The following is a 12385-nucleotide window of genomic DNA, read 5'->3' as shown; positions in this document are numbered from 1 at the left end:
GGTCACCTCACCCCGAGATCCTGAAGCCCGGGTCGCCGCCCCAGAACACCAGGGTCAGGACCATGTCGAGGACGACGATGGACACGATGCTGGCGCGGATGCCCGTCCCGGTCGCCTCGCCGACGGCCTGCGGCCCGCCGCCGACCTTCATGCCGTACCAGCAGTGGATCAACGCGACGGTGAGGGCGAAGACGAGGATCTTGATGATCGAGAAGAAGATGTCGCGGCCCTGGATGAAGGTCGAGAAGTAGTGGTCGTACTGCCCTGGTGACTGCCCGAACAAGATGACGACCGAGGCCTGCGAGGCGGCGTAGGAGCCGATCAGGCCGATCATGTAGAGCGGCAGGATCGCGACCATGCAGGCGATCACGCGGGTCGTGACGACGTAGCGCATCGCGCTGACCGCCATCACCTCGAGCGCGTCGACCTCCTCGTGGATCTTCATCGAGCCGATCTGGGCGGTGAAGCGGCAGCCGACCTGGGCGCCGAGGGCGAGCGCCGCGATCAGCGGGGCGAGCTCGCGGGTGTTGGCGCTGGCGGAGATGAAGCCGGTGAGCGGGGCGAGGCCCACGATCTCGAGGCCGTTGAACCCCTCGATGCCGATGGACGTGCCCGCGGCGACCGACAGCAGCACCATGACGCCGACCGTGCCGCCGCCGACCAACAGCGCGCCGCTGCCCCAGGCGATGTCCTTGATCTGGCGCAGGCACTCCCTGGGGTAGAGCGCGACGGTGGCAGGGACCTCGCGGAAGACCTTGAGCGCGAAGGTGACGAAGTCGCCGAGGACCGCGAGGTTCTTCATCACCGCGTCGGCGGTGCCGACGACCGCGTCGGAGACGCGGGCGCCGACGCCGCGCCCGAGCTGGACCTGGGACATCTCAGGCACCTCCGGGGAAGAGCATCACGTACGCCTGGGTGAGCCCGACGTTGATCACGGCGAGCAGGATCACGCTGAGCACGACGGCCTGGTTGACGGCGTCGGCGACGCCCTTGGGGCCACCGCGTGCGGTGAGGCCCTTGTGGGCGGCGACGATGGTGGCGACGAACCCGAAGATGAACGCCTTGAGCTCCGCGAGGACGAAGTCGGCCGGCTGGGCCAGCCCGACGAACGAGTCGAGGTAGGTGCCCGACGAGATCTGGCCCTGGCCGACCACGATCATGAACGCGGTCGTCATCGCGGTCATCGCGACGATGACCGTCAGCAGCACCGAGACCAGGAGCGCGGCGAGGATGCGCGGTGCGACGAGGCGCTGGATGGGCGAGATGCCCATGACCTTGAGCGCGTCGATCTCCTCCCGGACGGTGCGGGCACCGAGGTCGGAGCAGATCGCCGAGCCGACGGCACCGGCGATCATCAGCGAGGTCACCAGCGGGGCGCCCTGCCGGAGGACGCCGATGCCGTTGACGGCCCCGATGAAGGACTGCGCGCCGATCTGGTTGGCAGCTGCGCCGATCTGGACCGAGGTGATGATGCCGAACGGGATCGAGACCAGGATCGTCGGCAGCAGCGAGACCCGGGTCATGAACCAGCACTGGAGGAGGAACTCCGACCAGGAGAAGCGGCGGGCGACGATGTCGGAGAAGCCCCACTGGATCGACTCGACGGCGAGCTTGACCAGCTCGCCGGTCGTGACGACGCCGGCCCGGAACCGGCCGGTGAGGTTGTCGACGACGGAGCGTCCGGTCGCAGCGACGGCGCTCATCCGGCGGCCGCCGTCGGGATGTCGAAGGCGGCGTTGAGGCGGAGCGCGGCGACCTTGTCGCCGCGCACCTTGAGCTGGCCGCGCAGCACGCCGGACACCGCGCTGAGGTGACCGGTCACCAGGCGCAGGAAGTCCGCCGCCTCGCAGGTCACGGTCGCGTCGCGGTCCCCGACGGGCACGGCGTCGGCCGCCGTGCCGCTGAGGACGCTCGCGCGACCGTCGCTGAGTCGGAGCACGTAGCGGTCCACCTCTCCGTCGGGGCGTCCGGTCAGCCGGAAGCCGACCGTCACCTGCACTCCGGCCGCCTTCCGGCCGTTCACGAACGACGGCATCCGTCCGAAGACCTCCTCGAGCACGACCGGCCGGAAGTCCGAGGCCAGCACCGCTCGCAGGTGGGCGGCGGGGACGCCGTGGAGGGCCTGGGCGATCGCGACCGGGTCGATGTCTCGGACGTCGACGGGGGTGCCGGTGACGGGGTCCGTGCCGTCGACGGCGAAGAGCGAGGCGGTGGCGATGGCGAGGTCGCCGCTGCCGTCGATGCCGATGCGGTCGGCGAGCAGCTCCGCCGCGACGTCCAGCTGTCCGGCGACCAGGCGCAGCAGCTGCAGGTCCGTGCCGCGGACGACGACGTCGGCCGCCCCGGACCGGCGCCCGGCCGGCGCGACCTCCGCCGCTCCGTGCTGCAGGTCGAGGTGCCACGACTCCCGTGCGCGCGTCGCGGAGTCCCAGCGCACCCGCCCACGGGTGGCGGCCAGCCGGTCGGGCACGGCGACATCGCCGATGCGACGCATCACGCCCTCGACAACGGCCGGACCCCGCTCCGCGTCATGGCCGACCGCGAGGATCTCCTCGTCGGTCGCGGTGCGGATCGCGCGGACGAGGGCCGCGGGGTCGGCGTCACGCAGGGTCGCCGCGACGTCTGCGGGCGCGGCCTGCCCGAGGGCAGCCCAGTCGAGCGTCCCCATGTGTCCCCCTCGTCCGTCCACCGCCGCCAGGAGCCGTCCGGCCCGGCCGGACCGACTGACTGTTGCTCGGTGTAACAGATATCACGGACGAAGGTCACGCACCGAGGTGATCGCGGGGTGACATGCGGGGTCCGCGCCGCGGTCGGTACAGTCCCGCGGCGGCCACCAGGAAGGGCACCCGACCGCGCTGCCCGGCCCACGGCTCGAGGTACGACGCCAGCCGCGCGTCGTCGAAGAGCACGCCCTCGAGCGCCCAGCCCACGTCCTTGGCGACGTGGTAGTCGCCAAACGAGACGGCGTCGGGGTCGCCGAGCGCGCGCTGGCGCACCTCGGCACTGGTCCACACCCCGATCCCCGGCAGGCTGCGCAGGCGTCGGTCGCTCTCGGATCCGGTCACGCCGACGACCCGCTCGAGCGCCTCGGCGTGGCGGGCCGCGGTCACGACCGCACGCGAGCGGGCCGGGTCGACGTGCAGGCGCAACCACTCCCACGACGGGATCCGGCACAGCGTGGCGGCGTCCGGGGGCAGCATCAGGCGCAGCTCGGCCACCGGTCCGGGCGCGGGCTCGCCGTGGCGTCGTACCAGCGCGCGGAAGCCGGCGAAGGCCTCCTGCCCGGTGACCTTCTGCTCGATGATCGAGGGGACGATCGCCTCCAGCACCCGCTCGGTCCGCCCCAGCCGCAGGTGCGGGTGACGGCGCCGGGCCTCGGCGAGCACCGGGTGCCGGGGCTCGAACGGGGTCCAGTCGTCGAGGTCGCCGAGGAGCGCGGGCAGCTGCTCGAGCGCCCACGCGGCGCCGGGCCCCCACGCCCGGGCGGCGACCTCGCCGGCGGCGTCCTGGTCGGCGACGGCGAGGGTGACCGGCCCCTCCGGCGTGCGGCTGGCTCGCCAGTGCCACCGGCCGACGGCGAGGCGGTGCGTGGGGTCACCGGCGCCGCGCCGCTGCTGGCGCAGGATCGCGCCCACCGGGACGACCCGCCCGGGGCGCCACACCCGTTCGCCGTCCGGACTGGTCACCCCGTCGAGCCTATCCGGGCTGCCTCTCGGTCCCGGTGTCCGGTTTGCACTACGCTCTGTCGCAGAAGAACGAAGGACTTTCACCGCCTCAGGCTCCCGGAGGGGCAGTTGACCATGGACACCACGCGCGCCCGGCGCGGCCGCCTCGACCAGGAGGCCGTGCTGCAGGCCGCCGAGGCGCTCGTCGACCGCGACGGGTACGACGCCCTCACGATGACCTCGCTCGCCGCCGAGCTCGAGGCCCGGGTGTCGTCGCTCTACAACCACGTCGCGAACCTCGAGGACCTGCGCGCGCTGGTGCAGGTGCGCGCGATGCGGATGCTCGGCGAGCACGTCCGCGCCGCCGCCATGGGCCACGCCGGCACCGACGGCCTGCGGGCGCTGAGCCGCGAGCTGCGCAACTTCGCCCGCAGCCACCCGCAGCGCTACGCCGCGCTCACCCGGCCCCCGATCGACCGCGAGAGCTTCTACGCCGCCGCCCTCACCGCCATCGAGGCGCTGGCCGTCATGGTCCGCTCGGCCGGCCTCCCCGAGGAGCGGATGCTGCAGACCGCGATGGCGCTCTTCGCCTCCCTCCACGGGTTCGTGTCGCTGGAGGTGGCCGGCTACTTCGGCGACCTCGAGGGCACCAGTGCCGAGCTGCTCGACCTCGACGAGGTCTACGAGCAGGTCATCGACGGCGCCGTGCTCGCCGCGTCCCTCGAGTCGACGCACTGACGGCCATGCTGCTCCGTGCCCTGGTGGACACCTCCGGCGCGGTGGCAGCCACGCGGTCGCGCAAGGAGAAGGTCCGGCTCATCGCCGACCTGCTGCTCGCGGCCGAGCCGGACGAGCGCGCGCTCGCCGCGCACTACCTGAGCGGCCGGTTGCGGCAGCGCCGCACGGGACTCGGCTGGCGCAGCCTGCGCGAGCTGCCCGAGCCGGCGGACGAGCCGACCCTCACCATCACGGCCGTCGACGACGCCTTCGCGGCGATGGCGGACCTGTCCGGCCCCGGCTCCGCGGGCGTCCGCGCCGCCTCGGTCGGCTCGCTCTTCGGCCGGGCGACGGCACCGGAGCAGGCCTGGCTGCGCTCGGTCGCGGTCGGCGAGGTGCGGCAGGGCGCGCTCGAGGCGGTCACCACCGAGGCACTGGCGCTCGCCGCCGGGGTCCCGCTGGCCCGGGTGCGCCGCGCCGCGATGCTCGCGGGCGGCACGACCTGGGTCGTCGACGCGGCCTTCGAGGGCGAGGCGGCCCTCGCGCAGGTCGGCCTCACCGTCGGCCGCCCGGTGCTGCCGATGCTCGCCTCGTCCGCGCCCGACGTCGCCGCGGCGATGGACAAGGCGGCCGGCGACGACGGCGTGTGCGGCGTGGACGCCAAGCTCGACGGGATCCGCATCCAGGTGCACCGCCGCGGGGACGACGTCGTCGTGGCGACCCGCAGCCTCGACGACATCACCGGCCGCCTCCCCGAGGTCGTGGAGGTCGTCCGCTCCCTGCCGGCACAGGAGGTCGTGCTCGACGGCGAGGCGCTGTGGCTCGCCGCCGACGGCCGACCCCGCCCGTTCCAGGAGACCGCGTCCCGCACGGCGAGCCAGGGCTCCGACCAGGCCGCGGTGACGCCGTACTTCTTCGACGTGCTGCACCTGGACGGCACCGACCTGCTCGACCTGCCGGCGCACCAGCGGTGGGCCGCCCTGGAAGGCCTGGTGCCCGAGGAGCACCGGGTCCGGCGCTGGGTGGGCACCGACCGCGCCGCCGCCGAGGTGTTCGCGCAGCAGGCGCTCGCCGACGGCCACGAGGGCGTCGTGGTCAAGGACGCGGAGGCGGCGTACGACGCCGGCCGGCGCGGCTCGGCGTGGGTCAAGGTCAAGCCGGTGCACACCCTTGACCTCGTCGTGCTGGCCGTCGAGCACGGCTCCGGCCGGCGCCGCGGCTGGCTGTCCAACATCCACCTCGGCGCGCGCGACCCGTCGTCCCCCAGCGGCTTCGTGATGCTCGGCAAGACCTTCAAGGGGATGACCGACGAGATGCTCGCGTGGCAGACCGCACGGTTCCGCGAGCTCGAGGTGTCCGACGACGGCTGGGTCGTCACCGTGCGCCCCGAGCAGGTCGTCGAGATCGCCTTCGACGGCCTGCAGCGCTCGACCCGCTACCCCGGCGGCCTCGCGCTGCGCTTCGCCCGGGTCGTGCGCTACCGCGACGACAAGACCGCCGCCGAGGCCGACACGATCGAGGCGGTGCGCGCCCACCTCGCCGCACCCTGAGTCCCGGCAACATTGTGGCTCGACGTGCGTCACGGATGTTGCAACACCGAGTTGCACGAGCCGTACACTCAGCCCATGACGAACGCACCGGCGACCGACGGACGCCGCAAGGCGGCAGCCGCCCGGCGGCGCGCCCGGCAGGCGGAGATCATCGCCGCGACCCGCGAGATCTTCGACTCCAGGGGCGTGCGCGACGTCCAGATCGAGGAGATCGCGTCCGCGGTCGGCATCAACCGCGCGATCGTGTACCGGCACTTCACCGGCAAGGAGGAGCTCTTCGCGCTCACCCTCGTCGGCTACCTCGAGGAGCTGCACGAGGCGATGGTGTCCGCCGCGCAGAGCTCGGACGTGCCGCGCGAGCAGCTGGCCGCCATCGTGGGGGCCTTCGTCGACTACGGCGTCGCCCACCCCGCCTTCGTCGACTGTGCGCAGGCCCTCATGGTGCGCCCGGGCGACGAGCTCCTCGACGAGATCGCCGAGGGCGCCCTGTTCCGGCTCGGTCGCGGCATCACGTCCTGCCTGACGGTCCTCTCCGACACCCTCGCCCACGGGGTCGAGCAGGGGGCGTTCACGCTGCGCGAGGAGCCGGTCCTGCTCGCCAACGCCCTCTACGCCAGCGGCCTGGGCGCGCTGCAGCTGGCCCGGCTCGGCATCCTGGTCAGCGAGGTCGCCCCGGGCATCCCGACCGTCGGGGAGATCTCGGCGGCACAGGTGCGCTCCTACATGGTCGACTCGGCCCTGGCGCTGGTCTCCCCGCACCCGTCGGCCTGACCGACGGCGCGACCTGGGCGTCCAGGTGCGCGACAAGCACGTCCGCGCCCCCGGTCATCCGTCGTGCCAGGTGCGCCATGTGTTCCTCCGGGGGCCGAAAAACGGACGTGCCGTGCGCGCCCGATCATCCCGGGCGGGCACGGCACGTCGTGCAGCGGGTCGGCGCTCAGCGCTCCATGATCGCGACGACGCCCTGGCCGCCGGCGGCGCAGACCGAGATCAGCGCACGGCCGCCACCGTTGGCCTTGAGCAGCTTGGCGGTGTTGGCGACGATCCGTCCGCCGGTCGCGGCGAACGGGTGGCCCGCGGCCAGCGAGGAACCCTTGACGTTGAGCCTGGCGCGGTCGATCGAGCCGAGCGGCGTGTCGAGGCCCAGGCGCTCCTTGCAGAAGACCGGGCTCTCCCACGCGGCGAGCGTGGAGAGGACCTGCGAGGCGAAGGCCTCGTGGATCTCGTAGAAGTCGAAGTCCTGCAGCGTCAGCCCGTTGCGCTCGAGCATCCGCGGCACGGCGTACGCGGGGGCCATGAGCAGGCCCTCGGCGCCGTTGACGAAGTCGACGGCGCCGACCTCGGAGTCGACGAGGTAGGCCAGCACCTCGAGGCCGTGCGCCTCGGCCCACTCCTCGGAGCCGAGCAGGACGGCGGAGGCACCATCGGTCAGCGGGGTGGAGTTCGCGGCGGTCATGGTGGCCGCCTCGCCCTTGCCGAAGACCGGCTTGAGCTTGGCCAGCTTCTCCAGCGAGGAGTCGGGGCGCAGGTTGTTGTCGCGCTCGAGGCCGCGGAACGGGGTGATCAGGTCGTCCTGCCAGCCCTCGTCGTACGACGCCGCGAGCTTGTGGTGCGAGGAGACGGCCAGCTCGTCCTGGGCCTCGCGGGTGATCTGCCACTCCAGCGCGGTCAGCGCCTGATGGTCCCCCATCGACAGCTTCGTGCGCGGCTCACCGTTGGACGGGATGGCCAGGCCGATGTCGCCGGGGCGGATGGTGGCCAGGATCGCGAGGCGGTCCTTGGTGGAGCGCGCGTTGTTGAGCTGGATCAGCTTCTTGCGCAGCTTCTCGCCGATCGCGATCGGCGCGTCGGAGGTGGTGTCCACGCCGCCGCCGATGCCGGAGTCGATCTGGCCGAGCTTGATCTTGTTCGCGATGTAGTTGATCGCCTGCAAGCCGGTGCCGCACGCCTGCTGCAGGTCGACGGCCGGGGTCTCGGGCGCGAGGCGGGTGCTGAGCACGGACTCGCGGACCAGGTTGAAGTCGCGGCTGTGCTTGAGCACGGCACCACCGGCGACCTCGCCGAGGCGCTCACCCTCGAGGCCGAAGCGCGCCACCAGCCCGTCGAGGGCCGCGGTCAGCATCTCCTGGTTGGACGCGGTGGCGTACGCGCCGTTGGAGCGGGCGAACGGGATCCGGTTACCGCCGAGTACGGCAGCACGGCGAACAGTGTTGGTCATGGATCAATCCTCACTCAGCGTGGCCCTCCGCAGAACCCTTTGAGGGCGAGATCACGAAATGTGGACTCAGAGTTACACATCTAGTTACATGGTGCACATGACTGACAAGTACCAGGGCTTCGTGAGCACCCCGATCGGCAAGCTCCTCGTCAAGAACCTCGGGCTGCCGAACCCCACCCGGCTCGAGCGCTACAAGGCCGGCGACCCGCTGGTCAAGGGCACCGTGCTCGTCGGCGGCCGCGGCCGGCTTGCCGAGTCGCTGCCCGGCCTCCTCGACGTCCTGGGTGTCACGTCGACGACCGCCCAGGCCGACGGCGAGCGCTACAAGGGCCTCGTCTTCGACGCCTCCGGCATCACCTCCGTCGAGGAGCTCGTCGAGCTCCAGCAGTTCTTCACCCCGCTGATGCGCAGCCTCGAGAGCTGCGCGCGCATCGTCGTCATCGGCACGCCGCCGGCGCTGGTCGAGGGCAGCGAGCGGATCGCGCAGCGCGCGCTCGAGGGCTTCACCCGCAGCCTCGGCAAGGAGATCGGCAAGGGCGGCACCGTCCAGCTGGTCTACGTCGCCGAGGGCTACGAGGACTCGGTCCTCTCCACGCTCGGCTTCCTGCTGAGCCCCAAGTCGGCGTACGTCTCCGGCCAGGTCGTGCGCATCGGCGCCCACGACGAGCAGCACGGCTCCGCGCTCGCCGACTGGACCGCCCCGCTGGCCGGCAAGGTCGCGTTCGTGACCGGCGCGAGCCGCGGCATCGGCGAGGAGATCGCCCGCGTGCTGCACCGTGACGGTGCGACGGTCGTCGGCCTCGACGTGCCGCAGGCCGCCTCCGACCTGCAGAAGGTGATGAAGGAGATCGACGGCGACTGGCTGACCCTCGACATCACCTCGGTCGACGCGCCGCAGCGCATCGCGCACCACCTCAAGGAGAAGCACGGCGGCGTCGACATCGTCGTGCACAACGCCGGCGTCACGATGGACAAGAAGCTGGCGAACCAGAACCCCGAGCGCTTCGGCAAGGTCCTCGAGATCAACCTCGCCGCGCCGGAGAAGATCACCGCCGAGCTGCTCGAGCAGGGCGTCGTCAACGCCAACGGCCGCATCATCGGCGTCGCGTCGATCGCCGGCATCGCGGGCAACCTGGGCCAGACCAGCTACGCCGCCTCCAAGGCCGGCGTCATCGGCCTGGTCGACTCGCTCAGCGAGAAGCTCTCGGACGGCATCACCGTCAACGCGGTGGCGCCGGGCTTCATCATCACCCAGATGACCGCCGCCGTGCCGTTCGCGACCCGCGAGGTCGGCCAGCGCCTCAACGCCATGTCGCAGGGCGGCCTGCCGGTCGACGTCGCCGAGACCATCGCGTGGTACGCCTCCCCCGCCTCGACCGCCGTCAACGGCAACGTCGTGCGGGTGTGCGGCCAGATGATGCTGGGGGCCTGACCATGGCCCTCCCCGTGATGCTGAAGGCCGCCCTGCCGGCGGTCCCCGGCGTGAACCAGCTGCCGGGCATCAAGAAGACCGGCCGCACGCTCCCGGACCTCACGCTCGAGCGCACGGACGTGGTCGTGGAGCGCTCGGCCGTGGAGCGGTACGCCGCCGTCTGCGGCTTCCCGAACCGCGACGTCGCACCGGTCCCCTACCTGCACATGCTCGCGTTCCCGCTGCACATGCAGCTGATGACCGACGCGGCCTTCCCCTTCCCGGCCATCGGCTCGGTGCACCTGGAGAACACGATCGTCCAGCACCGACCGGTCGCCATCGGCGAGACGGTGTCGCTGCGGCTGAGGGCCCAGAACCTGCGGGCCAGCACCAAGGGCCGGGCGTGGGACATGAACGTCACCGGCACGGTCGGCGACGAGGTCGTGTGGGAGTCGGTGTCGACGTACCTGCGCGTCGGCGGCGGCGACAAGGAGCACGGCGACCCGGGCATGAGCCTGGCGAAGGTCGAGGCGAAGGGCCCGGTCTGGAGCATCCCGGAGAACATCGGCCGCACCTACGGCGCCGTGTCCGGTGACCGGAACCCGATCCACCTCTACCCGCTGACCGCCAGGGCGCTCGGCTTCCCGCGCCACATCGCCCACGGCATGTGGAGCAAGGCGCGTTGCATCGCCGCGCTGGAGAACCGGCTGCCCGACGCAGTGAAGGTCGAGGTCGCCTTCAAGAAGCCGATCTTCCTGCCGGGCAAGGCGCAGTTCGGCGCCGATCGCACCGACAGCGGCTGGGACTTCACCCTGGTGAACCCGAAGAACGGCGCACCGCACCTGCTGGGCCGCACGACGGCACTCTGAGCGGTACGACGAAGGGCCGGTCCCCACGCGGGGGCCGGCCCTTCTCGTCCGTCCGGGACGGTCAGCGTGCGGGGCGCGGCCGGATCAGGCCCTCCTGGGCCACGGTCGCGACCAGGGTGCCGTCCTGGGTGAAGATCCGGCCGAGCGCGAGTCCGCGGCCGCCGCTGGCCGACGGCGACCACTGGTCGTAGAGCCACCACTCGTCGGCGCGGAAGGGCCGGTGGAACCAGATCGTGTGGTCGAGCGAGGCCATCTGGACCTCGTGCGGCCCGGACTGGGGGTGCGCCGCGAGGGTCGCGCCGAGCAGGGACACGTCGCTGGCGTAGGTGAAGGTCGCGAGGTGCTCCAGCGGCTCGTCGCTGAGCGGGCCGTCGACCCGGATCCAGACCTGGGTCCGCGACGGGCGCATCGGGTCCTCCTCGATGCCGCCGTGGCCGGAGTTGCCCAGCCAGCGCACGTCGAGCGCCGCCCACTCCTTGCTGAGCCCGTCGTCGGCGCCGCGCTCGGTCATCAGCTGCATCATGTCCAGGCCCTCCTCGGGAGGCCGGACCTCGGGCATGACGTCCTGGTGCTCCAGGCCCTCCTCGGGGCGCTGGAAGTTCAGCGACTGGTAGTAGATCGGCCGGCCGTGCTGGCGGGCGAGGACGCGGCGGGTCGAGAACGACTTGCCGTCGCGGATCCGCTCGACGTCGTAGATGATCGGCACGTTGTAGTCGCCGGGCAGCAGGAAGTACGAGTGCAGCGAGTGCACCTGGAAGCCCTCGGGGACCGTCCGGGACGCGGCGATGAGCGCCTGCGCGGCCACCTGACCGCCGTACACGCGCTGGCGGATCGTCTCGGGCTGCTGGCCGCGGAACAGGTCGGTGTCGAGCTGTTCGAGGTCCAGGAGGTCGACGAGCTTCTTCGTCGCCTCCCCCATCACGCGGTCGGTCACGCCTGTCCTCCGGTCTCGTCAGGGCCCTCCAGGCCGGCAAGGAACTGCTCGAACTGCTGACCGATCTCCTCACCGGTCGGCAGGGGCTCGTCCTCGGCGAGGAGGCTGCTGCCCTCCGCCTCGGCACGGGCGAAGGTGTCGTACTGCTGCTCCAGCGCGGTCACGACGTCCTGCACCTCCTCGTTGGCGGAGAGGTAGCGGGCGATCTCCTCGTCGCGCTGCTCGGCCAGCTCGCCGAGCTCGTTGAGGTCGATGGTGAGCCGCGCGGCGAGCTCGACGTGCTCGAGCAGGCTGCGCGCCGCGCGCGGGTAGTCGAGCTGGGCGAGGTAGTGCGGGACGTGCGCGACGAAGCCCTGCGCGTCGTGGCCCCACTCGCCGAGGCGGATCTCGAGCAGCGCCTGCGCGCTGCCGGGCACGCGCAGCTCGCCGCGCCACGGGCTGGTGCCGGTCAGCAGGTCGGGGTTGTTGGCGTGGTGGGTGATCGCGATCGGCCGGGTGTGCGGGACCGCCATCGGCACCGAGCCGATCGACACGACGAGGTCGACGCGGAACCGCTCGACCACCTCGCGCACCGCGCGGCAGAACGCCTCCCAGCGGATGTCGGGCTCCGGGCCGTGCAGCAGCAGGTACGGCGTGCCGCCGTGGTCGTGGAGCAGGCGCACCACCAGCCGGGGCGCCTCGTAGCCCTCGTAGTGGTCCCGGGCGAAGGTCATCGGTGGGCGCCGCGCCCGGTAGTCGTGGAGCTGGTCCGCGTCGAAGGTCGCGACGACAACGCCGCCACCCTCGGGCGTCGACGCCCCGGTGCGGACGAGGTGGCGGCAGGCGAGCGCCCCCGCGTTCCCGGCGTCGAGGAAGCCGTCAAGGGCGACCACCATCCGCAGGGTCTCGACGTCGGCGAGCTCGGGCACCTCGTCGACGATGTGGACGAGGCGGGTCGGCGAAGTCACGTGAGAAGCCTATTCCCCGCACCCCGGTGACCGGTCGGAAGGCGGCTGTGACGCTCGTCCTGCCCGTCTGCCGG

The 12385-nt window shown here is 72.2% G+C and carries 12 protein-coding genes; 5 read left to right on the top strand and 7 right to left on the bottom strand.

Annotated features, from left to right (window positions below):
* Nucleotides 1–7: 7 nt before the first annotated feature.
* From L615_RS12030 to L615_RS12015, 4 genes are all read right to left on the bottom strand, one after another.
* Nucleotides 8–877 (bottom strand): ABC transporter permease, encoded by an 870-nt coding sequence (locus tag L615_RS12030; RefSeq protein WP_232221661.1) that lies wholly within the window; start codon nucleotides 875–877, stop codon nucleotides 8–10.
* A 1-nt stretch (nucleotide 878) separates the two neighbouring features.
* Nucleotides 879–1703: an ABC transporter permease gene (locus L615_RS12025; protein ID WP_028654281.1), complete on the bottom strand. Its 825-nt coding sequence runs from the start codon at nucleotides 1701–1703 to the stop codon at nucleotides 879–881.
* Nucleotides 1700–2668, bottom strand: a complete 969-nt coding sequence (locus tag L615_RS12020; protein WP_145725211.1) for an SCP2 sterol-binding domain-containing protein — start codon at nucleotides 2666–2668, stop codon at nucleotides 1700–1702. The genes L615_RS12025 and L615_RS12020 overlap by 4 nt, the downstream gene beginning before the upstream one ends.
* 94 nt (nucleotides 2669–2762) lie before the next feature.
* Entirely contained in the window at nucleotides 2763–3686 is a 924-nt protein-coding gene (locus L615_RS12015) for a DNA-3-methyladenine glycosylase (RefSeq protein WP_051485412.1), read from the bottom strand.
* Between the two features lie 114 nt (nucleotides 3687–3800).
* On the opposite strand from L615_RS12015, the gene L615_RS12010 reads away from it, so the two are divergent.
* The 3 genes from L615_RS12010 (at nucleotide 3801) to L615_RS12000 (ending at nucleotide 6703) form a co-directional block, all read left to right on the top strand.
* The gene (locus tag L615_RS12010) at nucleotides 3801–4403 is read left to right on the top strand and encodes a TetR/AcrR family transcriptional regulator (protein WP_028654284.1); all 603 of its coding nucleotides are present in this window, start codon (nucleotides 3801–3803) and stop codon (nucleotides 4401–4403) included.
* Nucleotides 4404–4408: 5 nt separating this feature from the next.
* Nucleotides 4409–5932 (top strand): ATP-dependent DNA ligase, encoded by a 1524-nt coding sequence (locus tag L615_RS12005; RefSeq protein ID WP_145725210.1) that lies wholly within the window; start codon nucleotides 4409–4411, stop codon nucleotides 5930–5932.
* A gap of 75 nt (nucleotides 5933–6007) precedes the next feature.
* Nucleotides 6008–6703, top strand: coding sequence for a TetR/AcrR family transcriptional regulator (locus L615_RS12000; protein ID WP_145725209.1), 696 nt, complete (start codon nucleotides 6008–6010; stop codon nucleotides 6701–6703).
* A 166-nt stretch (nucleotides 6704–6869) separates the two neighbouring features.
* On the opposite strand, the gene L615_RS11995 is transcribed toward L615_RS12000, so the two are convergent.
* Nucleotides 6870–8150, bottom strand: a complete 1281-nt coding sequence (locus tag L615_RS11995) for an acetyl-CoA C-acetyltransferase (protein WP_145725208.1) — start codon at nucleotides 8148–8150, stop codon at nucleotides 6870–6872.
* 97 nt (nucleotides 8151–8247) lie between these two features.
* Here L615_RS11995 and L615_RS11990 point away from each other — a divergent pair, with 97 nt between their 5' ends.
* Nucleotides 8248–9582 (top strand): 3-oxoacyl-ACP reductase, encoded by a 1335-nt coding sequence (locus L615_RS11990; protein ID WP_028654289.1) that lies wholly within the window; start codon nucleotides 8248–8250, stop codon nucleotides 9580–9582.
* Nucleotides 9583–9584: 2 nt separating this feature from the next.
* Nucleotides 9585–10430, top strand: a complete 846-nt coding sequence (locus tag L615_RS11985) for a MaoC/PaaZ C-terminal domain-containing protein (protein ID WP_036516627.1) — start codon at nucleotides 9585–9587, stop codon at nucleotides 10428–10430.
* Nucleotides 10431–10491: 61 nt separating this feature from the next.
* On the opposite strand, the gene L615_RS11980 is transcribed toward L615_RS11985, so the two are convergent.
* On the bottom strand, nucleotides 10492–11364 hold the full coding sequence (locus L615_RS11980) for an acyl-CoA thioesterase II (RefSeq protein ID WP_315897789.1): 873 nt from the start codon (nucleotides 11362–11364) through the stop codon (nucleotides 10492–10494).
* Nucleotides 11361–12311, bottom strand: a complete 951-nt coding sequence (locus tag L615_RS11975) for a proteasome assembly chaperone family protein (protein ID WP_261376662.1) — start codon at nucleotides 12309–12311, stop codon at nucleotides 11361–11363. The genes L615_RS11980 and L615_RS11975 overlap by 4 nt, the downstream gene beginning before the upstream one ends.
* Nucleotides 12312–12385: the final 74 nt, after the last annotated feature.

It is taken from the genome of Nocardioides sp. J9, from assembly GCF_007829375.1.
GTDB lineage: Bacteria > Actinomycetota > Actinomycetes > Propionibacteriales > Nocardioidaceae > Nocardioides.
The sequence above is the reverse complement of the archived record's forward strand: the minus strand, read 5'-3'. Positions and strand labels throughout refer to the sequence as shown.